We start from the raw sequence: 24259 nt of genomic DNA on the forward strand, positions 1-24259 counted from the left end.
ATTCGGGTTGGAACGAAGCATAAGACCACCGCCTTTACAGTATAGTTATATTATATCATATTAACGCGGTAATTTGATAAAGATATTAAAGATAAAAGTAGCCTGTTGAAGTTTTTCAACAGGCTGAACAAACATCCCGAACGTAACGGTTCGGGATGTTTGTTGTAAAGGGACGGTACGGCAGAGGGTTGTCTCATAAGGGAGACAGCGAATGAATTCGTTCCCAATCGACAGCGTATTCTTGGAGTTGGACAGCCTCGCGAGCTTACGCCGGCAATGGGGATTTAGCTGCTAGTTTGAATCCGATGCGGTGCCGAAGCGTTTGGCCGATCGCATGCGGGCGCGTTCGATTTCGACTTCACGGTTGCGCGGCTCGGCGTTCGTGACCAGAGAACTCATCAACTGCCGGGCAGCGGCGGCCACCTCTTCAACGGCGCGGTTGAACGCTTCCTCATTGGCCTTCGACGGCTTGGTAAACCCGGAGAGCTTCCTGACAAACTGAAGCGACGCGTCTGTAATCTCATTTTCGGTAGCCGGAGGGTCGAAGTTGAACAATGTTTTAATATTTCGGCACATAACAATCTCCTTTCAAAGCGCTTTTCTTATGTTCATCTTACTACAGACGAATTCCCCCATGCCAGCGAAAAGACCGACATTGAAATATTAGGCAACACCTAATATAATTAGTCAATAACTAATGAACTCGAGGTGACTTGCCGCATGTTGATATGGATGCTGCGAAACGTAATGGCGGAGCGAGGGATATGGACCGGTGCAGCGCTAGCCCGTCTGCTGAAGGAGAAGGCGAACTACAGCTTATCCGCGCCCTCGATCAGCGCTTTGCTCACCGGCCAGCCGAAGCAGATGAAGTCGGATACGCTGGATGCGTTATGTACGGCGCTGGAGTGTACGCCAAGCGATTTATGGGTACATACCCGTCCAGAGCAAGTGAGAGGAGCATAAACCGATGACAGTAAAACAAATTTTGCCTTTCGGCGATACCGTGCTGCGAAAGACGGCCAAAACGGCCGACCCCGTTTCGCCGAAGACGCACAAAATCCTTGATGACATGGTAGAGACGCTATATGACAAAGAAGGGCGGGCAGGGCTCGCCGCGCCGCAAATCGGTCTGCTCCGAAGGCTGATCGTGATGGACTGCGGAGACGGGTTGATCGAGCTCATCAATCCGGAAATATTGGAGATGAGCGGAACCCAGACCGGGTCGGAGGCTTGCTTGTCTTTCCCGGGTTACTACGGGACGGTCACAAGAGCGAATGCGGTTCGCGTCAAAACCTACAACCGGCAGGGCGAAGAAGTGATTTTGGAAGGCGAAGGCTACCTTGCCCGCTGCATGCAGCATGAGATCGATCATTTGAACGGCGTCTTGTTCGTCGATCATGTCAAGGAACCGTGGCTGTACCATGAGCAAACGAACGATCGCATCGGCCTTCTGGACGTCATCCGCCTCAGCAACCAAGGGTAGCGGGGATCGCCGGGAAAGTCCGAGCGAAAGTAACGATAATTTGCGAAGCGGAACAACTCCGAGACTCCGGTCAGGAGTTGTTCTTATTTTATCAGGGTAGTTTATGGAATTCGGACGAATGTGATGAAAACGAATGAAAACTGTGCTACGATAGGGGAATTGAAATTTCAGCGGATGATTAAACGGATAGAAAGGTGACATCATGAGTACCACTGCATCGAAAAACGCGGCAGCCGCTCGCGAAACCGAGGGCTTTAGCTTGTTTGCGCTCACTTGGCCGATTTTTTTGGAGTTGTTTTTGTTTATGCTGATGGGTACCGCCGATACGCTCATGTTAAGTTCCGTATCGGATCAGGCGGTGTCTGCGGTAGGCGTGGCGAATCAATATATTTTCATTGCAATCCTCGTCCTTGAGGTGATCGGCAACGGCGCGTCGATTGTCGTCGCGCAATATATCGGCGCGAGAAAGCCGATAGAAGCGGCTCGCATTTCGGCGATTTCCGTTACGCTCAACCTGATGATCGGCTTAACGTTAAGCGCCTTGTTTATCGTGCTCGGCAAGCCGCTGCTGAGAGCGGTCCACTTACAGGGAGACGTGCTGGCCTATGCCGAGTCGTATCTGGTCATTGTCGGCGGCGGACTGTTTTTGCAGGCGTTGATCAATACGCTCTCCAGCATTATTCGAACGTACGGATATACAAGACAATCGATGCTCGTTTCCCTGGGGATGAACGTCATTCATGTCATCGGCAATTATTTGCTCATCTTCGGCCACATGGGATTCCCGGAAATGGGCGTCACCGGTGCGGCCATATCGACGATCGTCAGCCGCGGCATCGCGCTGCTCGTGTTCTTCTGGTTGTTTTACCGGCTGATGGAAGTTCGGATCGCGCTCGCGGATTACTTCCGCATGTCACGCGAATATATTCGCAAAATATTGAAAATCGGCATTCCATCGGCATTGGAGCAGGTCACTTATCACAGCTGCCAATCGGTGTTCTTGTATTTTGTAACGTTTCTTGGGGTGGAGGCGCTCGCTTCCAGGCAGTACGCCATGAACATATCGACGTACATTTATTTGTTTAGCTCGGCGGTCGGGATCGGCACGGCGATCATTACGGGACGGTTGATCGGCGCGGGGCGGAAGGAAGAAGCTTATAACCGCGTATGGAAAAGTTTGAAGTGGGGGCTGGGCATCACTGTCTTGATCGATGCGGCTGCCGTCGTGTTCCGCGAGCCTTTGATCGGCTTGTTTACGAACGACCTGGTGATCGTTCGGCTTGCTTCGCAGGTCATCGTGCTCAGCATGCTTCTGGAGACCGGGCGAACGTTCAACCTGATCCTGATCAACTCGCTGCGGGCCGCGGGCGATGCGAAATTTACCGTATATATGGGTTTGCTCTCTATGGTAGGAATGAGCTTGCCGCTCGGGTATTTCCTTGCTTTCCGGCTCGATTTGGGGCTAGCGGGCATATGGCTGGCGATCGCTGCGGACGAATGGCTGCGCGGCGTCATCATGTTTTTCCGCTGGCGAAGCCGGGCATGGGAGAAAAAAGCGCTCGTCGACCATGCGGGGCAAGGCGCGCTCGCCGTTTCCGGCACATGACCTAGCGCCACAATGAAGAAAATATAACGGACGAGCCGTCGGACCGTGCTATAATGATGTCATCATGCACTATATAACGACTCGGAGGGAACCATGACGAACAACGGTTATGCCGTCCAAGACCCGAACGGCAGCAATAAAAAGGCGATCGCAGCCGTCATCGTCTTTATCATTATCGCGATTGCCGGGCTCACTTATGTGAAATGGCTGCCCTATTATCACAAAGCGTTCGATGCGGCAGTCAAGCATTCCATCGGTGCTTCCATCGTGTCCGGCAAAAGCCCGACAGCCCCCGGTCCTTCGTGGAATGCGGCATGGGAGTACGCCAAGGCGTACTATAATTCCGTTTGGAAGGCCGCTGTTCTCGGCATCCTGCTCGGCTCGCTCGTCCAGGTGCTTATTCCGGGGCAATGGCTGCTGCGGGTGCTCGGCAAAACGACGTTCAAAAGCACCGCGATCGGCGGTCTCGCTTCCCTTCCCGGCATGATGTGCACTTGCTGTGCCGCGCCGCTGGCCGTCGGGCTGCGCAAGAAAAACGTTTCCGTCGGCGCGAGCCTCGCGTTCTGGCTCGGCAATCCGACGATCAACCCGGCCACGCTCATCTTCATGACGTTTGTGCTGTCATGGAAGTTCACGCTGCTGCGGCTTATATTCGGACTCATTCTTACGTTCGGCGTGAGCTACTTCGCTAACCGGTTCGCCGGTACTGTAGAGCTTCCGGCGGAAATCGATGCGTATCAGAAGGAAACCGGCACGGAGCAGTCGAAGCCGCTGCTGCACCGATGGCTTCGAAGCATGTGGACGATGACTCTGCACATCGTCCCCGCCTACGTAATCGCCGTCCTCGTTCTCGGTGCCGCCAGAGCGTGGCTGTTCCCGGCGATGAGCGAGGGCATGGCGAGCAGCCTGATTGCCATTGTCGGCTTCGCGATTGCCGGCATGCTGTTCGTCATCCCGACGGCGGGCGAAATTCCGATCATCCAGACGATGATGTCTTTCGGCCTGGGCGCGGGACCGGCTGCGGCTTTGCTGATCACGCTGCCGCCGGTAAGCCTTCCATCCCTGATGATGATCTCCAAATCGTTTCCGCCGAAAGTGATTTGGTTTGTCGCCTCATCCGTCGTTGTCCTTGGTATTGTATGCGGGTTGATCGGGGCGTGGATTTTATAAAATACGGTGTGACGAAAGTCCTGCTGACGGCAGGACTTTTTTGTTGCAAAAAAGAATTGACATTTCTCCTAATTCCGATAAAATAGGTGGGTATAATCCTTTTGCATACAACCTATTATTGAAGGACGAGACCGCTTGACTTCAAGGAGTGATAAACCGGATGATTGAAATTTCGAACGTCTCGAAAACGTTCCACCAGCGAACGGGCGGCAGTTTCACCGCGCTGGATAACGTTTCTCTGACGATAAATAAAGGGGAGTTCGTCTCCTTGCTTGGTCCTTCCGGATGCGGCAAATCGACGCTGCTTAACTTGGTTGCAGGGCTGGAGCAGGCCGAGCAAGGGTCGATCACCGTAAACGGCAAGCCGTGCAAGGGCCCGGGTCCCGACCGTGTCGTCGTGTTTCAGGAGCATGCGCTGTTCCCGTGGTTGACCGTTCTGGATAACGTCGCCTTCGGGCTGAAGCAGAAAGGCATCGCGAAGAAGGAACGCGAAGCGCTTGCGATGGAGCAGATCAAGTCGGTTCATCTGAGCAAATTCGCCGACCGATACCCGCATGAGCTGTCCGGCGGCATGAAGCAGCGGGCGGCGATCGCCAGGGCGCTGGCGATGGACCCGGAAATTTTGCTGATGGACGAACCGTTTGCCGCGCTGGATGAACAAACAAGGCTGATCCTACATCAGGATCTGGAAGAAATTTGGATGCGTACGCGCAAGACGATCCTGTTCATTACGCATAATATCCGCGAAGCCGTCGTTCTGTCCGACCGTGTGCTCGTGATGTCCACCCGGCCCGGGAAAATCAAGAAGGAATTTGCCGTGCAGGCGGCGCGGCCGCGCGACATCTCCGATTCCGTACTGCATCACGTCGAGAGCAGCATCATGGAAGCGTTAGCCGATGAGCTCGATAAAGTGGTAAAGGAGGAGATGGGCGATGAGTACAGCATTAAGAAGAACGCTGTTTCTGATACTGCTTCTGATAGCTTGGGAAGCGGGATTTAGAATATTCGACTGGGGCTGGAAATTCCCGTCCGTCCTCCAAGTGCTACAAGCGTTTTACGACGGGTTCGTTCACGGCCAGCTGCTCGAAGCGACAATCGAAAGCGTTCGCCGCTTGCTGACTGCATTCGTATTATCTATCGTGATCGGCGTGACGCTCGGCTTTTTGTTTGCGCGATACCGGTTCCTTGACGATACGATCGGGTTTCTGGTCGTCGCGCTGCAGACGATTCCGTCGATTGCGTGGCTGCCTTTTGCCATCATTTGGTTCGGCATGAACGACTTCTCCGTTATTTTCATTACGACGCTCGGCGCCACTTGGACGATGGCCATGTCAAGCCGTACCGGGATTAAGAACATCCCTCCGATCTACATCAAGGCTGCGCAAACGATGGGTACGGGCAACGGCTTCAAAATGTTTTACCAAGTCATGGTGCCGGCCGCTTTTCCTCATATGATGACCGGTGTCCGCGTCGCTTGGGCGTTCGCCTGGCGGGCGCTGGTGGCGGGCGAGCTGATCGCCAAGGGCGTAGGTCTCGGCCAACTGCTGCAGGACGGCCGGAACTTGGCGGATACGGCGCTCATGCTTTGCATCGTTATCATTATCTCCGTGCTCGGAACGATATCCGACCATTTCTGCTTCAAGCGGATGGAAGATAAAATCCTGATTCGTTATGGTCTTGCCAATCAAAAGAAATAATAGATTTTGTCATATCAAAAAGGTGGAGAGAAAACATGAGAAAAAAATGGTCATTCCCGATTGCCCTGCTGCTGATCGCATCGCTCTTGCTTGCAGCCTGCGGCTCGAAGAAAGAAGAAGCGCCGAGCGGCGCAGCCGCCGGCAATCAAGCGGCTCCTTCCACGGTTCGTCTCGGTATTTTCAAGAACGTGACGCATGCTCCGGGCTATGTCGCCCTGGAGAACAAGCTGTTTGAAAAATACTGGGGCCAAAACGTCAAAATCGAAGTTACCGCCTTTGACAATGGCTCGGACTTTTCCACGGCGCTGGCAACCGATCAAATCGATCTTGGCTTTGTAGGTCCCGGTCCGTCGACGAACCAATTTTTGAGAAGCAACAACTTCCGCGTGGTCTCCGGCTCCAACAACGGCGGCGCCGTGCTGGTAGCGGCGAAAGATTCCGGCATCAACAGCGTGAAGGATCTCGTCGGCAAAACCGTCGCCATCCCGACCAAAGGCAGCACCAACGAAATTTCACTTCGCCTGCTTCTTGCCCAAAATAACGTAAAAGTGACGACGGACAAGAGCGGCGCGCAAATTATCGCCCGCGCTCCGGCCGATACGCTCATCGCCATGAGACAAAAAGAAGTCGATGCTACGCTCATTCCCGAGCCATGGGGCACGCAAATGGAACAAGAGGGCATCGGTAAAATCATCGTCGACTGGGACAAAATCCCGCCGAACAACGGAAACTATCCGCTTACGATCTTGGTAGCCAGCGACAAGTTCCTGAAATCGAACCGCGAAGCGGTGAAAGGCGCGATTAAGGCGAATATCGAAGCGATCGATTTCATTAAGAAAAATCCGGACAAATCGTACGAATTGATCAACAACCGGTTGAAAGCGCTGAGCGGCAAAGGCATGGATATTAACTTGATCAAAGCCGCGATCTCCCACTTGAACTTGACTCCCGACGTGAGCAAGGAAGCGATTGAAGAGATGGCTCGCGTATCGATCGATGCCGGATATATTAAAGATGTGAAGAAGGAACAGCTGGATCTGAGCAAGTTTTTGGATTTAAGCTTACTGAACGAAGTAAAGCAAGGGAAATAAACGATAGTCCGCTGTTCGAAAGCGGACGCGCTGGAAGGGCAGGAGCATCCGCACCTGCTTTTTCTTTTTGTCCGCACATCGGTTATGATGGAAAATATAGAAGGCACAAGGCAGGTCAGCTTGGAAGGAAGGATGGGAACGGGAACGATGAAGCATAAGGTTTTGCTGGGGGGAGCGCTGCTGCTGGGCGTTTGCGCCGGCATATTCATCTACGAACAGCGGACGCCCGCGGAGGAGCAGGGTGACGGACGAATCGTTGCGGAGAAGAAATCGCCGGTTCGCCGGGAAATGACGGAATTTCGCATGAAAGACTTTGACCGCGGCTGGATCCGGTACGCGGACGGTGGAACGCTTGTCACGGAAGACGGGGGCCTCACATGGCGGGAAGGGGCTGTACCCGAATCGGAAGAAGCATCGGTCGAGCCTGCTGTCTGGAGCGGAATGCTACCGGAAGAGCGGAAGCCGGATACGGTCGTGTTTCAATCCAGGGAGTATCCGGTCAAGCAGTCCCAGTTCATGACCGACCGGCTCGGCTGGGTGCTGCTGCCTCACAGTGCGGAGCTGAAGCATTCCGTATTGGTCACGACTGATGGGGGTAACACTTGGTACAACGAAGTAACACCGAGTATCCGCACGGCCATGCAGGAGGAAAAGAAGCGGCAGCAGCAAATCAAGGACGAAGCCGCGCGCTATGCGTCCGAGGGCAACGCCAAACTGGCCATCGGCTCGCAGTGGACGCTGTTGCCCGATACAGTGTCACCCGGGGATGTTGTGCTTGTGCGGCATAGCGGGCCGGGCGAAGTATCGTGGCAGGGGAAAACATTTCCGCTTGAGCCGTCGGGAGCAGGTTACTTTACCTATGTACCCGTTTCGATGCAGGTGAAGCCCGGATCGTATGCGATCGGCGACCAGACATTGACCGTGAAGGCGAAAAAGTTCGAAACGCAATATTTGCAAGTGACCAAGCAAATGGAAGCCATGAAGCAGGATACGCAGCGCATTCAGGCCGATCAGAAAGCAATCGACGCCGCGCGGAGCAAGTCCGAGCCGGAATTTTTGTTCTCCGAAGCGTTCATTCAGCCGATTGAAGGGATACTGACGACCCCGTACGGCTATACCCGTTACGTGAACGGCAAGCTCGACAGCACCCACACCGCGCTGGATCTCGCGGCCAAGCAAGGGACGCCGATCAAGGCGACGAACGACGGGGTTGTTGCGCTGGCGGACAGCTTGTATTTAACCGGCAATTCGATTTATATCGACCACGGCATGGGACTGTTTTCGCAATATGCGCATTTATTCGAGCTTCACGTAAAAGCCGGGGATCGTGTAAAAAAGGGTGACATTATCGGTACGGTCGGCACGACCGGATTTTCGACGGGACCGCATCTGCACTTTACGTTCTGGGCGCACAATACGCCCGTCAATCCGAACCTGTTCTTTAATACGACGCCGTTTCATTGGCTGCGCAAAGAGACATAAACACTAGTGGGAGGGATAGCGATGATTCAAGTGTATCCGGCAAGCTCGCGCGTGTCGATCGATCTCGGATGGCTGAAGGGCAGCCGCAGCTTCTCGTTCGGGGAGCCTTTCGATCCCGAGAATACGAGTTTTGGCGTCATGAGGGTGTGCAACGACGACCAGGTGGCACCTGGGAGTGGCTTCGGTCCGCATCCGCACAGCGACATGGAGATCGTGTCCGTCGTTCTCAGCGGTCAGATCAAGCACGAAGACGATTTGGGCAATACGGAGATCACCTCCTACGGGGAAGTGCAGCGAATGACGGCGGGCACCGGTGTCATTCATGCCGAGTATAACGCCTCCGAGACGGAGGAGCTCAGCCTGCTGCAGCTTTGGTTTATGCCGCGCGAACGCGGGCTTCCTCCTTCGTACGAAACGGCCGGCTACGACCCGGAGCAATTGCGCAATGCGCTGCTGCCCGTTGTCACTCCGGATGGAGAGGGCGGCACGGCGAAAATTCATCAGGACATGACCATCTATTTGAGCAGGGCGGAGCAAGGAAAGACGATCTCCTTCCGGCAGGAAGCAGGCAGGCGCATCTTCCTGTTCGTCATCGAAGGCCGGGTTGTATTAAACGGAGCCGAAACGCTCGGAACAAGGGATACGGCGCGCATTACCGATACGCCGGATCTAGCGATTCAGGCGGCCGAGGACTCGTTTTACATGCTGATCGACTTGCCATAAAGGAGGAGCCGAAATGAAGGAAACGCTGCTCATTAAGCATGCGGTAGGCGGCAGGACGTTTATCGATACGGGGAAGCAGCCACGCGAATACCGGGTGGAGAGCGACGGCGCATCATTCAAGTTTACGGTGAAGGCGCCGATGGACCGCAGCATGGAAGAGCTGCTGGAGTGGAAGCAGGAGCTGAACGTGTTTTTGTTTCAGGAATTTGACGATCGGCCGACGAAAAAAATATGGTTTTATGTCAACGACGGCTCCGTACATTATAATGCCGAACGGGAGCAGCTGACGATCGTTGCGCAATCCAGCATCGAATACGTGCCTGACCTGTTTGGCGGCAGCATGTAGTCCACGCTCGTTCTATAGCAAATGGTAGAGGTGGGCGGCGAAACCCGTCATCAAAGCCCAAGCCTAAACACAAACGTCCCGTTACACTCCTGCGAGTGAACGGGACGTTTTCGTTATTCGATTTAATGTTACCTTACGTTAAGCCGATGGATGGATTGGCGTTGCTTTGGCGTTTGCGCTAGCGCCGGCACCGGCTTTCAAATGCTCTGGATAGCCGTAGCTTCCATGCTCGCTCAAGTCCAGACCGATGGTCTCTTCCTCTTCCGTAACACGCAAGCCGATAACTGCCTCGATGATAGCTAAGATGACATAGGAGATCACGAATGCGAATGCGCCGCAGACGACGACGCCCATCGCTTGGACACCCAATTGTTCAAAACCGCCGCCGTATAGAAGTCCCGGCTTACCGATGCCCACTTTCTCGACCAGCTCCGGTGTGGCGAAGAAGCCGTTGGACAGCGTGCCCCATACACCGGCCGTACCGTGAGCGGAAAGCGCATAGATCGGATCGTCGATACGAAGTTTTTCGAAGAAGCGCATGCTGGCGAATACGACCACGCCGGCTATGAGACCGATGACGATAGCGGCCCAGGAGTCTACGAATGCGCAGGAAGCCGTGATGGCGACCAAGCCGGCGAGAGCGCCGTTCAGCATCACCGAAATATCTGCCTTGCCGTTTACAGCCCAAGCGATCAGCAAAGCGGCTACCGCACCGGCGGCTGCGCCAAGCTGCGTATTGATGGCAACGAAACCGAAGAAACTGCCGTCGCCAACGGTAATCGTACTGCTTGCGTTGAAACCGAACCAGCCTACCCACAGCAGCATCACGCCGAGCGTCGTAAATACTTGGTTATGTCCCGGAATGTCGTTAGGCGTACCGTTCTTGTTGTATTTGCCAAGACGCGGCTTGAGCAAAATCGTTGCAGCCAGTGCAGCCATAGCACCCGTCAAATGAACGACCGTCGATCCCGCAAAGTCTTGTTTGCCGTGCTCTGCAAGCCAGCCGCCGCCCCATACCCAGTGCGCGATGACCGGATAAACGATAATCGAGAAGAAGATGGCGAAGATCAAGTATGCGGACAGCTTCGCTCTTTCGGCGAAACCGCCGAACGCTACCGCCATCGAGATGGCCGCGAAAGCGAGCTGGAATATAAACATCACCGTCGGAGCCACCGGACTGCCGTCCGGAACATTTTTCATATCAAATCCGAAATAATCACCCCAGCCGATCAGGGAGTTGCCTTGCGAACCGAAGATCAAAGCGTAGCCTACCGCCCAAAAAACCAAGGAAACGATGCCGAGTGTGAAGATTGTTTTACCGGCAATGTGACCGGCATTTTTCATACGAGTGGAACCGGCCTCCAGTAAGACGAACCCGCTTTGCATAAAAATGACCAAGATGGCACCCAGCATGACCCAAATCGCATTCAATCCTAATTCCATGTCGCTCAACCTCACTTTTAATAGTAGATATGATTACGTGTAGTACAGATTACCTACGTCTTTCCCCCTGACTTTCGTTTGGTTTCTTCAATGTTATTTCTTATGTACACATTTTATGACACAAACCACTTATACGTCAATATATCTAACACAATTTTCTTAACATTGGTATCAATTTCTTTTTCCATTGTTCGTTTTCTTGTTGTAGACAACCGAAACCCGGATCAAACATAACATAAATATTACATATGACATTTAGAGCGAATGGGGCTCCATGACTATCTTAAATTTATTAAGGTTCGAACATACTTTGATAACATGTTTTCAATAAAATAGAGGCAGTGCGCTAAGGTTACTGTATCCTATCTATTGCCGAATGGAGGTATACGCAAGCTGTGACGACTTTGACGCAAACAGGTTCGTTTTCATTGAATGATTTTTTCAAAATTCCCGATCTTGATATTTACCAGCAAATGATTTGTATTGTACTTAGCACGTTAACGAGCGAGAAGTCCGGCATGATATCGGTCGCCGATATTGCTGCTTACGGCCGGATGACCAGCAGGCAGGCGACAAGCGCGCTGCAGGGGCTTGTGGACAAAAAGATCGTGACGCATAAAGCGTTCCGCGAAATCGTCGGAGATTTCGGCGATGACCGCTTGTCGTGGACGGCGAAAGGGCTGCTTGTGTATTTGAAGCGCTACCCTCATGTAACTATGGAGGAGCTTGCGGAATTGTCGGGACAATCGGGTGACGACGAGCAAGCGGTGCGGGAAGCGCTGAACGATCTGAAGCTGTTCGGCTATTTGGATGAATTAACAGACAGCGGGGCTTTGTTGACTAGTTGATCGGCAAACGACTCCATCTGCCGTGAAACTAACTTCGCATGGAAGTTTTTCTTTTTACCTTTCCGGTGTTACCGGACATAACTTTGTATGAGGAGGAATGACTTTATGCCGCTTCATTTATTCGTTGGCAACGATAACGGAAACAGCGAACATGATATCGTGATCGACGGGAAGCTGATTCGCCAACCTAACGTCAACTGCATGGTGGACAAGCTTCCCTGGAGCGATGAGCAAGCCCCGGAGAGCTTCATTAAACATTTGCAGGATCAATTGATCGTTACCGTCGACTCGCCCGCCGTACGCCCCGGGATGTATTACATAGGCAAGTTTGCGCTCGACAGCGGCGAGCTGGTCGATGCCATTCAGGTCGGCATCGACGATAAATGCGATGTCGATTTGCCGGTCGTCAACACCTTGGCGCAAATTGCCGCGGCATCCGTTCAGAAATCATATGAGGAAGAAAAACGAATCCCCGAGCAGATCGAAGCGGAGATCGACATGGCGACGGCGCTGCCGGTTACGCAGCATTCCGACGAATCGTCATTGAAATTCGAAAAAAAGTTTATGGACGGCCTTCATCATGTTACGGTTCATCTTGGAAAGCAGCGGGTGTCGGTTCGAATGACGTTCCGCTTCGCAAAGGCAATTCCGGAAGCGACGCCGGTTGCGTTCGCGCTGCAGAAGGATGCGGAGGGCCGCTGGCGGGAAGGAGACATCTTCAGCGAATTTGTCGCCACCTACGGGCTGCCCGCGCAGTTCAACGGCAGCTACTTCAAGGATAAGCGGATCCTGCATACGGACATTGGCGACGGGTCGACGGAATATCCGATCACGGAGGGCAACAAGTTTTTGCGCCAATTCGTGCACGGCAGTCATCACGGGGCCGGACATGCGATTGAGGAAGCGCTCGACGCGTTCAATAAGCTGATTTATTTGCCTGACAGCCCTCGCCAGTTTTTCAGCGACGTCATCAAAAATCCGCAGCATAAATACCATGCCAAGGCGATCCGGACGCTGTCCCGTCCGCTCGAAGGACAAGCCAGACATATTCTGCACAACATTCGTAAGCAGTTGACCAAAGCGCGCAACGAAATCGATGTGATTTGCGTTTACGGCGGGGGCAGCATCTTGATGCGGTCGATCTTATATCCGATGCTCAAAGAATTATGCGACGAACGGGAAATCAAGCTGCTGTACATTCCGACGCAATATGCGGTAACGATGAACGCCGAGGGGCTGGACAATTTTGTGCGCGGCAAAATATATGAAACACTGAAAACGAAAGCGCAGCAGACCGGATAACGGGCGGGTCAGGAGACGCCAGTGAAAAAGAGCAAACAACCCGGCGAAAACATCAGCTTGAAAACGAAAAAATCCGAATCCCCTGCTGTCATGGAATGGATCAACAGCCAGACGAACTTGATGGATTCGATCCGTTACTTGATCGAGAACGAAGTTCGAGCGAATGGCGTTCGCAATTTGCAGCGGTACGTTCCGGCCGACAGGACGGCCGCGCCGGTCGCTGTATCCTACCCCGAAATCGCCCCGGTCTCCTTGCCGGCGAATGCACGGAAGGAAGAGAGGACGGCGGATGACGAGATTGACGAGGACGATATTGAGACGTGGATGTAGCCGTTGGAAAATAGTGAGAGCAACACATTAAAAAATGCGTAAGAAAGCGGGAAATTCCCGCTTTTTTTGTTTCATTTTTCCTGCTTCTGTTCTATTATTATGATAATAAGTATGGGTCAAAAGTCACGATGAGAGGAATGGTCATGGAAATGAGATACCACGGTCTGATTGGGCCCCTTGCTGCAATGATCATGCCGTACCTTTTGTTTGAGTATGTCAGAGGTAACAGTACTCTCGATGTGAAGCTTGATGTGCCGACGGGACATTTTTATATCGTCAGTTCGGTCGCCATTCTGGCAGCCGTCATCGCAGTAGCCGTCGGCATTGCAGGCACCCGGCTCCGGAATATCAAAGTATTATTCCTTTCGTTATCATTCCTGTCTTTGGCATCCAGCTTTGCGGTGCACGGCTTATCGACGCCGAACTTTCTGCTGCACGCAACCCATTTGCCCGGCGTTGCGGCACCGCTCAGCGTAATACTGGCAACATGCTGGCTCGGACTTTCTTCTCTCCCTTCCGATCATCCATGGGTCGGGGCGATTTCAAAGTACGAGAAGCTGCTATTGCCCGTGTGGACGAGCCTCGCGATGGTTATGGGAACCTTAGCCATGGTTTACCCCGACCTTGTCAATTTCATCACGCTGAACTCCCATCCGATGAACTGGGTTGTTTCCGTGACGGTCACGCTCGTCAACGGCTTTGTCATGCTCCGTTATTACCGTTCCTACTTGTATTCGCGGTTTCCGCTGCAGCTTTCGATCGTATACAGCTCCGGGTGGCTCATCGTCTCGCAATGGATTATGGTGCTCGGCGAGACGTGGCGCATCAGTTGGTGGATGTACCACTTTTTATTACTCGCTTCCGTCATCGGCATGCTGTTTGGGCTCATCCGGCAATATGCGGAGAGTGCTTCCCTGGTCGGCGCGGTACGCGCATTATATACGACCGATCCCGTAGAACGGATCACGAATTGCCTTTCGCCGAGCATTAAAGCGCTGATGATCGCGACGGAGAAGAAAGATCTGTATACGGCAGGTCATAATTTTCGGGTCACTTTGTATGCGCTTCAATTGGCGGAAGAGCTGCGGCTGCGTCCCGACCAGCTTCGCGCGGTTGCGCAGGGAACGATCATTCACGACGTCGGGAAGATTAACATTCCTGACGCGATTCTTAATAAACCCGGAAAGTTGACCCCGGAAGAAAGAACGTTGATTGAACAGCACCCGGTGAAGGGGTACGAGATGGCCCGCACTCTTGGTTTCATGAAAGAAGAGCTGGGCATCATTCGTTCGCATCACGAGCGATGGGACGGCCGCGGATACCCGGACCGGCTTCAAGGCGAGCAAATTCCGTTAATGGCCCGCATCGTGGCCGTCGCCGACGTATATGATGCGCTTACTTCCAACCGCTCTTATCGAAGAGCGATGACGCATGCCGAAGCGATAACATTCCTGATCGACAACAAAGGCAGCCATTTCGATCCGGTGTGCGTGGAGGCGTGGGTACAGGTGTGCGGGCGGAACCCGTCCCTTTATCCGTATCCGTCTCACTTAACCAATGAAGAGACGACGCAGTTCGTCCTGGCTCCCATGGCAAAAGCGGGCGGATGAACCGGCGGCAGGAAGAGGATACCCATCGAGGAGGGATCCTCTTTTTTTATAACATCAGAATGAATACATTTTCAGCGAAGCTGAATCATAATGATGTTTCAAGAAAAGCTTTATTTGCAACACGAATGTTTCATCATATAAAAAAGACCTCGTTTGGATGCTTTTCTTTTTGAAAATGTTTCCAATAAAATCATTGACAAAACCGGAAAACAAACTTATCATAGTTCTATGACTATATAAATGTTAGCGGTATAATAAAAGTAAGTTAAAATGGAGGTAATGGCCATGTCGAAAACGAAATGGGCGGTAGACCCAACGCACAGCAGTATCGATTTTACGATCCGGCATATGATGATCGCCAAAGTGAAAGGCACGTTCCACTCGTTCGAAGCGCAGATCGAAGCCGACCCTTCGAACCTGACGACGGCGAATATTTACTTCAGCATCGATATCGTCAGCATCGATACGCGCAATCAGGACCGTGACGCTCATTTGCGTACCGGCGATTTCTTCGATGCCGAGAAGTATCCGAAGATGACATTTCAATCTTCCCGCATCGTGAAAACCGGCGAAGGGGAGTACGATGTCACCGGTGAGTTTTCGCTACATGGGGTTACCCGAACGGAAACGTTCGCGGTTACGTTCGAGGGATCGGGAACGGATCCGTGGGGCAACGAGAAAGCCGGGTTTAGCGGGCAAGGCACGATTAAACGAAGCGACTACGGGTTGACCTATAATGCGGCGCTGGAAACGGGCGGCGTGCTGATCGGCGACGAAGTGAAAGTATCGATTGAGATTGAAGCGGCGAAGCAAGCTTGATTACAGCGGCCGGCACCTCGGGGTGCCGGTTTTTTTTAGTCATAGCGAATAGAAATCGATGAGACTCGGTACGCTTCGCATCATCTGGGCATACAGGGCCGGCAGCGATGCAGTTGAGACTTGGAAATGACCGGTAGGCGTAAAAAAGAGTATCTTGACGCAATCAACCCATGCCACTACAATGGGTAGTGTGAGGTGTGCAAGATGAAAATTCGAAAGTTTAACGTATATGAAAGGGGCTTGAACCGCTTTTTCGGGCCGCTTGAAGCGAAGATCATGAACGTGCTGTGGAACAGCTCAGAGATTGCGATTAAGGACGTTCAAGCACGGCTGGAGCGCGACCAATCGATTAATTTCAACACGGTGATGACCGTTATGAACCGGCTGGTCGATAAGGGCATTTTGACGAAACGGACCGTCGGAAGAACCTCATTGTACCGGCCGTTGTTGTCGAAGGAACATTTTATGGAGAACCAATCCAAAGAATTGACGCATGAGCTGATTGAGGAGTTCGGGCCGCTCGTCGTAAACCATATGATTGAAGCGTTGGAAGAGGCTGACCAGGATTTGCTTGAGCAGCTGGAGCAAAAAATCAAGTCGCTGAAAAAGGACAGGTAACCTTATGTGGAACAACCGGTCAAAAGTGATGTTCGCCTCATCGGTTATTGTTGCGGGAGTTATTCTGACACAGATGGGCATGTATGCCATGCATATGTTTTTCGGTTGGAAGCTCAAATTCAATCTGCTGCAAATGTGCAACAATTGGATGCGGTCGAAAGGCATTTTCTCCGTCGGCCATATGCTTGACGCGCTGGTGGTCTGCACGTTCGTCATGTGTTTCGCGCTCATCATAAGACAAATGCTGCTGGAGCGGCGGGCGCGGCGGAAGCTGATTGCGGCCAAACATCAAGAATTCAGCAAGCAGCTTAACGATACGTATGGGGACGGTAGCCATCCGCTAACGGTTGTACGCTGCGAGCGTCCGGTGGCGTTTACAATGGGGTTTGTTACGAGGGACGTCTATTTGACGACAGGCTTGCTTGCACTGCTGGATGCAAAAGAAATTGAAGCCGTCATCCATCATGAACGGTTTCACGGCCGTCACGGCGATCCGCTCAAGACGTTTGTTTTATCGCTTTTTGCCTCCGCCTTTTGGTACATTCCACTTATGAAATGGTTTCATCTTCAATACAAAATCGCACGGGAGCTGCTTGCAGACCAGTATGCGATTGGAAAGATGGGATCTTCGGCGGAAATCGGCAGCGCACTGCTCAAACTGGTGAAGAAAGGGTTGCCGTCCGGCCCGATGTCGTTCGCCCATGTCTCGTTCGCGGATACCTCGGTCAATTACCGGATCCGGCAAATTCTCGATCCTGCAGAGGAAGCTCCGCTGAAGCTGCCGCTGACAGTGACGATGATTTCCGTGCATATCGTACTTAGTCTGTCGATTTTATTTCTATGGGCGCTGCGCTGATTTTTTTTTTAAATAGTTACACTACATATCTTAGTGTAAATGGGTGTTTATGAGGAGCAGCTGCCAATGGAGGTTCGTCCATAAGCTTCAAGAAGGAGGGGTGGTGGTGTTAATACAGCCGTCAGGCAACAAAAGAACTTTGTAGTCAAGTTGGTTGGCGTCTGGCATCGGCCGTTATTCCGATTGATTACTTGCTCCAACCTCGGAGACGAGCGATCGGATGACATGGGCGGCCAGGGAGCGAGCGACCGTAAGGATCGTTTCGAGAATTGCAATTCAGCGTTTGCTAAGCCTGCAAAGAATGGACCATCACAGAGATACAGCTCCAGCGTTCCTAATTATGATCAAGGGGTGTAGATGAATGCGTATGAAATGGAAGTATGTAATGATCGCGGCGGTTGCCGCATCGATGATGACGATGGCCGCTTGTGCGGCGAAACCGGAGAGCGGCGCAGGTCAGCAGCAAGCTGCCGGAGCGGCGGGCGGAGCTGCGCAAGGAGGTACGGCGGCGGGCAATACGGGACAAGGCGGCGGGACGGCCGCGACCGGAAGTACCGGACAAGGTGCAGCTGCCGGAACAGCGGCGCCGGACGCGGCGAAAACGACCCCTGTCAATGCCGAGGCGATCGTGAAGCAGAGCTGTATCGCCTGCCACGGGGATACGCTTGACGGCAAGGGCAGCCCCAAGAAAGATTTGACGAAAATCGGCGCCAAACTTACCAAGGAGCAGATCATCAATCAAATTAACAACGGCGGCAACGGCATGCCCGGATTGAAAGACAAGCTGAAGCCCGAAGAAGTAAACGCAGTAGCGGAATGGCTGGCGGCGAAAAAGTAAATAGCTTTATGGCAATTATTCCCGGGGGGTGTGCCTCCCGGGTTATTTTTATTTCCATGAATACGAAATTTTCCAGATGATGATCATAAAATCATATTGACAGAGTTCGTGGTTGGAAGTACTATCTTAACATTAACTAATTCCTATGTGAAAAGTAGGTAATAAAGGGGTTGATTGCTTTGAAGAACAACTTATTGACAGCCTTTCAAACGAACTGGATCAGTCTTCTCGTATCCGTTGTCGTTATCGGCATTCTTTACTTTTTAGCAAGAAAGCGCGTCAATTTCGGCTATAGAGTTTTGATTGCATTGGGCCTCGGCCTTGTGGCCGGCATTTTCTTCAATACGTTTAAATTTGACGCGACGAGTGTCGGTACGATCGGTACGATCTACGTGAACCTGGTCAAAATGCTGGTCATACCGCTCGTTGTCGTGCTCGTTATCAACAGCATTTCGTCCATTTCCAGCTTGGGGCATTTGCGCAAAATCGGGGTCAAGACGATTTCCTTGTTCTTGATAACGACGGGGATCGCGGCGCTGATCGGCCTGCTTGTCGCCCTTGCCTTCGATCCGGGCTCCGGTATACATCAGGAAGTTCCGAAAAGCTTTAAGCCGCGGGATATTCCGACGTTCTCGCAAGTCATCATCGATTTGCTGCCGAGCAATCCGGTCGGCGATATGGCGAACGCCAAAGTCGTCCCTGTCTTGATCTTCTCGATCTTCATCGGTATTGCGATGGTGCAAGTAGGTTCGAAGAAGCCGGAAATGATCGCTCCGGTGAAGCAGTTTATCGAGTCGTTCGCGCAAGTGATGCATCAGGTCGCCAAATATGTCATTCGGCTGACCCCGTACGGCGTCTTTGCTTTGATCGGGGCGATGGCCGCGAAGTACGGCTTGGAAACGCTGCTGCCGCTCATCAAAGTCATTGTCGCAACGTACGTGGCGCTCATTCTGCACTTTGTGATTACCTTCGGCGGTATGGTGACTTTCATCGCGAAAGTAAATCCGATCAAATTTTTCCGCAAAGCTTATCCTACGATTGCCGTTGCCTTTACGACAAGAAGCAGCTATGTGACGCTGCCGGTGAATCTTGAGGTCATTACGAAGCGTCTGCGCGTATCGCCCAGAATTGCAAGCTTTGTCGCACCGCTCGGTTCAACGATGAACATGAACGGCTGCGGCGGCGTATGGCCGGCGATTGTCGCGATTTTCGTCGCTCGTGTGTATGGAGTGCCGCTGGGCATATCCGAATATATTTTGATCATCCTCGTAAGCATGATTTCTTCCATCGGCGTGGCTGGAGTACCGGGGCCGGCTTCGATCTCGACGACGGTCGTACTCACGGCGCTGGGGCTGCCGCTGGAAGGGCTGGGGCTGGTGCTGGCGATCGATGCGATTGTCGATATGGGCCGTACGGCGGTCAACGCTACGGGAACAACCGTCTGCTCGCTCATCGTCGCCAACTCGGAGGGCGAATTCGACCGCGATGCGTTCGATCGGGACGAAGAAGACCAAATGGAACTCAATTTGGCGTAAGCCGCCTAAGCATTTGTGCACCAAGCAAAAGAGACAGCCGCAGCATGCTGTCTCTTTTTGTTTTGTTCTATAGCGAGAGCATGGCTTACTGGCAGGCAGGGCTTCCTGATTTGCCATAGCAAAGCGGGCAGCTGCCAGGTCGGTCGGCGTCTGTCAATCGTTAAGGCTACAGCCGCGCAAAGCCTTCCTCTTTCAAATAGTCCACTGCTTCCTCATAGGTATCGAAGGCCATCTCCAAGTTGAGACCGGCATAAACATACCACAGCTCGTCTTCGAGCACCAGCAGCAGCGTCTGGTTGTCCGGCCCGGTCCATCGCTCTTCCTGCGCATCTCCGACAACGGCGAGCTCTTCCGTCGTTTTCGGCGCAAGAGACTGGATGGAAGCTTGAATCAGCGTGCGCAGCGCTTCGGCCGAAAAGTCGCGAATATTGACAAAGCCTTTGTCGTCCGTATCATAGCCGTGCAGCTTTCCGGCGAATACATAGCCGTTGCCGTTCGGGTGCAAATGGTATACGACCGATTTTTTGTCATAAGCGCTTTGTTCATAATGAAAATTGATCCGCCCCAGCGATACGTCTTTCCGTTCCAATTCGGGAAACTTGCTGATGACAGCAAGCTTTTCTTCAAAAGTCAGCATCGATCGCCATTCCTCCGCAGTTCATCATTCGTTATTATTATGGTTCCCAAAATCAAAGTGTACGTACCCATCCTACACGATTATGAAGAAGGAGTAAAACATGGCCCGGCAGCGGCGCCTTTTCGATCGTGCAGTCAAAATGGGCGGATAGGGAAACCCCGGTTATAAAATTCGGACCAGCGGCCGAGAAAATCGCGTTCGAACCCGATATGGTTAAGGAGGCGTCGGCGTTCCGCAGGAGTAATGTTCGTGTTTATGGATAATACGTGTAATGAAAACGTTATTATTGCGTACAAGCGTTTGAAATGACGAACATTAAACACTAAATCGTTGACATTGTCTTTGAAAACGTTTATGATTTCTTTGGCTGCAGAAACCCTCTTCAAGGTTAGACGGAGGGTTTGAAGTTTACAATAGATTGTATGATAGCTACCATTCGTATATCCTTGACGATACGGGTCAAGGGTTTCTACAAGGAACCGATAAATTCCTGGCTACGAAGGGTGTGGATTTTCCGCACCCTCGGACAGCCGGGAATTTTTTGCATTGCGCCCATTCATTGAGACTAACGGGAGGCCGTGACACAAATGAAAAAACGCTATGATGTGATTATTGTAGGAGCAGGACCGGCGGGCATCTTCGCCGCCTATGAAATGACGTTAAAGGCACCGCAGCTGCAGGTGCTGCTTATAGACAAAGGACATGATATCGATCACCGCCGCTGTCCGATCTTGGAAGAAAAGATCAAGCTGTGCCCGCCGCCGGCCGGGAAGAAAGAGTTTGCCGGATGCTTGCCGGCCTGTTCGATCACGGCAGGGTTCGGGGGCGCGGGAGCGTACAGCGACGGCAAATTCAACATTACGACGGAGTTCGGCGGGTGGCTGACGGATTACTTGTCCCCCTCCAAAGTCATGGAGCTGATTCGCTACGTGGATGCCATTAATTTGGAGCACGGGGCCACCGATACCGTGACCGATCCGACCACGTCGACGGTGCAATCGATCGAACAGAGGGCATATGCCGCGGGGCTGAAGCTTCTTCGCGCGCAGGTGCGGCATCTCGGAACGGAGCAAAACCTGGAAATCTTGAAATCGATCAACGCTTACTTAAAACAGCGGATCGATATGCAGTTCAAGACGGAAGTGGCCGACCTGCTCACGGTGAAGACGAAGGAGGGCCACCAGGTTAAGGGGATCGCGCTGCGGAGCGGAGAGGAGATCGAGGCGGACTATGTTGTGGTCGCCCCGGGACGCGACGGATCGGCATGGCTGACAGACGTGCTGCGCAAACGGCGGCTCAAAATGTACAACAATCAGGTCGATGTCGGCGTCCGGGTGGAAACGTCCGATGTCGTCATGCGCGAAATCAATGAACATTTGTACGAAGGCAAGTTCATCTTCAATACTTCGGTCGGTACGCGGGTACGGACGTTTTGCAGCAATCCGTCCGGACACGTCGTCGTTGAAAATCACAGCGGCGTGATGGCCGCGAACGGTCATGCATACAAAGACCCGGCGCTCGGTTCAACCAACACGAACTTCGCGCTGCTCGTATCGCACCGGTTCACCGAGCCGTTCGATAAGCCGAACGAATATGCGAGGGAAATATGCGAACGCGCCAACGATTTATCGAACGGCGGCGTCATCGTGCAAAAGTACGGCGATATTATCCGCGGCCGGCGCTCGACCGAAGCGCGGATCAAAGAAGGCTTCCTCGAGCCGACTTTGAAAGAAGCGGTGCCGGGCGATTTGGGGTTGGTATTACCTTATAATACGATGAAAAGCTTGATCGAAATGGTGGAAGCGCTCGATAAAGTAACACCGGGTATTGCTTCGGAACACACGCTGTTTTACGGCGTAGAGGCGAAATTTTATTCCGCGCGGCCGAAGCTGAGCGAGCGGCTGGAGACGGAAATCGCCGGGCTGTATTGCGGCGGCGACGGCGCGGGGGTGACGCGCGGGCTGGCGCAGGCAGGCGCGGCGGGCGTCTGGATCGCCAGAGACATTGCAAGCAAACGCTTGAGCGGCGAAGCGTAAAATTTTTTTTTTTCAAACCTCTTGTAAAAACTAATAACATTAGTTATTATACTAATATAATTAGTTTTAACGGAGGCGATGTTTTCATGCGTATTACCAAACAAGGTTCGGTTTACCAGCTTGCTTTTATGCCGCGGTTGTTCCCGGTCAACTGCTATTTGGTGGAGGAGGCCGAGGAGCTGACGCTGATCGATGCGGCGCTTCCTTTCAGCATCAAAGGCATTATGATGGCCGCGGCGCAGATCGGCAAGCCGCTGACGCGCATCGTGCTGACTCATGCCCATGATGATCATGTGGGGGCGCTTGACGCCTTGAAGGAGGCGCTGCCGAACGTTCAGGTGTACATCTCACGGCGCGACGCCAAGCTGCTGGGCGGCGATGTCCGTCTGGAGCCGGAAGAACCGGACACCCCGATTAAGGGCGGCGTCCCGAAATCGGTTCGCACGAAGCCCGATGTGCTGCTGGAGGACGGCGACCGTATCGGTTCGCTCAAGGCTATCGCTGTTCCCGGGCATACGCCGGGATCGATGGCGTTTCTCGATGAACGCAGCGGCGCGCTGATTGCAGGCGATGCGCTGCAAACGCGCGGAGGCGTCGCCGTATCCGGGAAAATGCAGTGGCGCTTTCCTTTTCCGGCATTCGCTACATGGAGCGCGGCGCAGGCGCTCGAATCCGCCCGCAAGCTGCAGCATCTGCAGCCGGCGCTGCTCGCGGTCGGTCACGGCAAGATGATCGTTGAGCCGGCCGAGACGATCGCCAGGGCGATCCGGGAAGCCGAGAACGCATTGATGAAAGCGAGGGAGTCCCATGGCCGCTCGGCAAGGTCTTGATCGACAGAGCGTAGTGAAGACGGCCGCCGAATTAGCCGATGAGGTCGGTCTGGAACAGGTCACGCTCGCGTCGCTCGCCGGAAGGCTGAATGTGAAGACGCCTTCCTTATACAACCATATCCAAGGGCTGCCCGGCTTGCGAAGGGAGCTTGCGCTGCATGGCATCGAACAGCTCAATGAAGCGCTAACCCATGGCGTGCTGGGCAAATCGGGAGACGATGCCGTGCTCGCCGTCGGAACCGCCTACGTCGCTTTTGTGCGGCAGCATCCGGGATTATACGAGGCAACGTTAGGTGCGCCCGATATGTCGGACCCGGATATTCAGAAGGTATCGTCGACGGTTGTGAATACGGTGCTGCGCGTACTTGAAGTGTACCGGCTTGAACCGGAGGAAGCGCTGCATACGGTAAGGAGCATTCGCAGCATGGTACACGGCTTCGCCTCGTTAGAAGGGAAAAATGGGTTCCGGATGGAGCTTGAACGGGATGTTACATTGCATCACATGTTGACTACGTATTTAAGAGGGTTGAAAACAAAAGAAGCCGCCGGGATGCAATAAATCCGGCGGCCTTTCTTTATATTCCAATATGCCCCATATTTGTATATAATGGCTTTAATCCAAGCTACTCTTATGCATGATGGGGGGCATTCTTTTGACGATGCTGAAAGACAGTGAACACATTGCAACGATTCGTTCATTGCACGCCGAAATATGGGAACGGCTGCAGCATTGCGAAGAGCAGGAGGCGGAGGCGTTTTTGCGCAGAAGTTTGAGCGAAATAAGCGGAGAAGCCCCGTTCCGGACGCTCCGCTCGTTTCCTGATACGCTCCGCGAGCTTCTAACGATCAGAGGCGTTGTATTTGCCGTGTTGGCCGGCGTTTCCTTCGCCGCGCTGTTTGCCGTCTTCTTCGTGTATGCCGCCCTATGGATCGAGTAACACGGGCCTTGCCGCTACCGG

Annotated in this window: 26 protein-coding genes and 1 riboswitch; of the genes, 23 read left to right on the forward strand and 3 right to left on the reverse strand. The window is 53.0% G+C overall.

The window, feature by feature from the left end; translation table 11 throughout:
- Positions 1-291: 291 nt before the first annotated feature.
- Entirely contained in the window at positions 292-576 is a 285-nt protein-coding gene (locus ACFQI7_RS30575) for a DUF2277 domain-containing protein (protein WP_218101676.1), read from the reverse strand.
- A 144-nt stretch (positions 577-720) separates the two neighbouring features.
- Here ACFQI7_RS30575 and ACFQI7_RS30580 point away from each other — a divergent pair, with 144 nt between their 5' ends.
- The 10 genes from ACFQI7_RS30580 to ACFQI7_RS30625 all read left to right on the forward strand — a co-directional run bounded on the left by ACFQI7_RS30580 (position 721) and on the right by ACFQI7_RS30625 (position 9598).
- Positions 721-963 (forward strand): helix-turn-helix domain-containing protein, encoded by a 243-nt coding sequence (locus ACFQI7_RS30580; protein WP_218101675.1) that lies wholly within the window; start codon positions 721-723, stop codon positions 961-963.
- A gap of 4 nt (positions 964-967) precedes the next feature.
- Entirely contained in the window at positions 968-1483 is a 516-nt protein-coding gene (gene def / locus ACFQI7_RS30585) for a peptide deformylase (RefSeq protein WP_218101674.1), read from the forward strand.
- 202 nt (positions 1484-1685) lie between these two features.
- Positions 1686-3089, forward strand: coding sequence for an MATE family efflux transporter (locus ACFQI7_RS30590; protein WP_218101673.1), 1404 nt, complete (start codon positions 1686-1688; stop codon positions 3087-3089).
- 93 nt (positions 3090-3182) lie between these two features.
- Positions 3183-4259: a permease gene (locus tag ACFQI7_RS30595; protein ID WP_218101672.1), complete on the forward strand. Its 1077-nt coding sequence runs from the start codon at positions 3183-3185 to the stop codon at positions 4257-4259.
- Between the two features lie 160 nt (positions 4260-4419).
- On the forward strand, positions 4420-5259 hold the full coding sequence (locus tag ACFQI7_RS30600) for an ABC transporter ATP-binding protein (protein WP_218101671.1): 840 nt from the start codon (positions 4420-4422) through the stop codon (positions 5257-5259).
- Entirely contained in the window at positions 5192-5956 is a 765-nt protein-coding gene (locus ACFQI7_RS30605; RefSeq protein WP_230415434.1) for an ABC transporter permease, read from the forward strand. The genes ACFQI7_RS30600 and ACFQI7_RS30605 overlap by 68 nt, the downstream gene beginning before the upstream one ends.
- 35 nt (positions 5957-5991) lie before the next feature.
- On the forward strand, positions 5992-7047 hold the full coding sequence (locus ACFQI7_RS30610) for an ABC transporter substrate-binding protein (protein ID WP_218101670.1): 1056 nt from the start codon (positions 5992-5994) through the stop codon (positions 7045-7047).
- 147 nt (positions 7048-7194) lie between these two features.
- Positions 7195-8529, forward strand: a complete 1335-nt coding sequence (locus ACFQI7_RS30615; protein WP_230415432.1) for a M23 family metallopeptidase — start codon at positions 7195-7197, stop codon at positions 8527-8529.
- Positions 8530-8550: 21 nt separating this feature from the next.
- Positions 8551-9252: a pirin family protein gene (locus ACFQI7_RS30620; RefSeq protein WP_218101669.1), complete on the forward strand. Its 702-nt coding sequence runs from the start codon at positions 8551-8553 to the stop codon at positions 9250-9252.
- Between the two features lie 13 nt (positions 9253-9265).
- Complete coding sequence (locus tag ACFQI7_RS30625; protein WP_218101668.1) at positions 9266-9598, forward strand: hypothetical protein; 333 nt, start codon at positions 9266-9268, stop codon at positions 9596-9598.
- Positions 9599-9736: 138 nt separating this feature from the next.
- Here the strand turns inward: ACFQI7_RS30625 and ACFQI7_RS30630 are convergent, their stop codons facing one another.
- The gene (locus tag ACFQI7_RS30630; RefSeq protein ID WP_218101667.1) at positions 9737-11041 is read right to left on the reverse strand and encodes an ammonium transporter; all 1305 of its coding nucleotides are present in this window, start codon (positions 11039-11041) and stop codon (positions 9737-9739) included.
- A 395-nt stretch (positions 11042-11436) separates the two neighbouring features.
- Between ACFQI7_RS30630 and ACFQI7_RS30635 the strand changes: the two genes are divergently transcribed.
- The 9 genes from ACFQI7_RS30635 to ACFQI7_RS30675 all read left to right on the forward strand — a co-directional run bounded on the left by ACFQI7_RS30635 (position 11437) and on the right by ACFQI7_RS30675 (position 19797).
- Positions 11437-11889 carry a hypothetical protein gene (locus tag ACFQI7_RS30635; RefSeq protein ID WP_218101666.1) on the forward strand — a complete coding sequence of 151 codons (453 nt, stop codon included), beginning with the start codon at positions 11437-11439 and terminating at the stop codon, positions 11887-11889.
- 105 nt (positions 11890-11994) lie between these two features.
- On the forward strand, positions 11995-13191 hold the full coding sequence (locus ACFQI7_RS30640; RefSeq protein WP_218101665.1) for a ParM/StbA family protein: 1197 nt from the start codon (positions 11995-11997) through the stop codon (positions 13189-13191).
- A 21-nt stretch (positions 13192-13212) separates the two neighbouring features.
- The gene (locus tag ACFQI7_RS30645) at positions 13213-13521 is read left to right on the forward strand and encodes a hypothetical protein (RefSeq protein ID WP_218101664.1); all 309 of its coding nucleotides are present in this window, start codon (positions 13213-13215) and stop codon (positions 13519-13521) included.
- Positions 13522-13664: 143 nt separating this feature from the next.
- A complete protein-coding gene (locus tag ACFQI7_RS30650; RefSeq protein ID WP_230415430.1) occupies positions 13665-15131 on the forward strand; it encodes an HD-GYP domain-containing protein in 1467 nt (488 codons plus the stop codon).
- A gap of 285 nt (positions 15132-15416) precedes the next feature.
- The gene (locus tag ACFQI7_RS30655) at positions 15417-15950 is read left to right on the forward strand and encodes a YceI family protein (RefSeq protein WP_218101663.1); all 534 of its coding nucleotides are present in this window, start codon (positions 15417-15419) and stop codon (positions 15948-15950) included.
- A gap of 204 nt (positions 15951-16154) precedes the next feature.
- Entirely contained in the window at positions 16155-16568 is a 414-nt protein-coding gene (locus ACFQI7_RS30660) for a BlaI/MecI/CopY family transcriptional regulator (protein ID WP_218101662.1), read from the forward strand.
- Between the two features lie 4 nt (positions 16569-16572).
- Entirely contained in the window at positions 16573-17424 is an 852-nt protein-coding gene (locus ACFQI7_RS30665; RefSeq protein ID WP_218101661.1) for a M56 family metallopeptidase, read from the forward strand.
- 361 nt (positions 17425-17785) lie between these two features.
- Positions 17786-18262 (forward strand): c-type cytochrome, encoded by a 477-nt coding sequence (locus ACFQI7_RS30670; RefSeq protein ID WP_218101660.1) that lies wholly within the window; start codon positions 17786-17788, stop codon positions 18260-18262.
- A gap of 179 nt (positions 18263-18441) precedes the next feature.
- A complete protein-coding gene (locus ACFQI7_RS30675) occupies positions 18442-19797 on the forward strand; it encodes a dicarboxylate/amino acid:cation symporter (RefSeq protein ID WP_218101659.1) in 1356 nt (451 codons plus the stop codon).
- A gap of 166 nt (positions 19798-19963) precedes the next feature.
- Here the strand turns inward: ACFQI7_RS30675 and ACFQI7_RS30680 are convergent, their stop codons facing one another.
- Complete coding sequence (locus ACFQI7_RS30680) at positions 19964-20434, reverse strand: hypothetical protein (RefSeq protein ID WP_218101658.1); 471 nt, start codon at positions 20432-20434, stop codon at positions 19964-19966.
- 416 nt (positions 20435-20850) lie between these two features.
- A riboswitch (purine riboswitch) is annotated at positions 20851-20951 on the forward strand.
- A gap of 70 nt (positions 20952-21021) precedes the next feature.
- On the opposite strand from ACFQI7_RS30680, the gene ACFQI7_RS30685 reads away from it, so the two are divergent.
- From ACFQI7_RS30685 to ACFQI7_RS30700, 4 genes are all read left to right on the forward strand, one after another.
- On the forward strand, positions 21022-22470 hold the full coding sequence (locus ACFQI7_RS30685; protein WP_218101657.1) for an NAD(P)/FAD-dependent oxidoreductase: 1449 nt from the start codon (positions 21022-21024) through the stop codon (positions 22468-22470).
- Between the two features lie 86 nt (positions 22471-22556).
- Positions 22557-23300, forward strand: a complete 744-nt coding sequence (locus ACFQI7_RS30690) for an MBL fold metallo-hydrolase (protein ID WP_218101656.1) — start codon at positions 22557-22559, stop codon at positions 23298-23300.
- On the forward strand, positions 23278-23859 hold the full coding sequence (locus tag ACFQI7_RS30695; protein WP_218101655.1) for a TetR/AcrR family transcriptional regulator: 582 nt from the start codon (positions 23278-23280) through the stop codon (positions 23857-23859). The genes ACFQI7_RS30690 and ACFQI7_RS30695 overlap by 23 nt, the downstream gene beginning before the upstream one ends.
- 94 nt (positions 23860-23953) lie before the next feature.
- Entirely contained in the window at positions 23954-24238 is a 285-nt protein-coding gene (locus ACFQI7_RS30700; protein WP_218101654.1) for a hypothetical protein, read from the forward strand.
- Positions 24239-24259: the final 21 nt, after the last annotated feature.

The organism is Paenibacillus allorhizosphaerae, assembly GCF_042659105.1.
GTDB classification, from domain to species: Bacteria; Bacillota; Bacilli; order Paenibacillales; family NBRC-103111; genus Paenibacillus_G; species Paenibacillus_G allorhizosphaerae.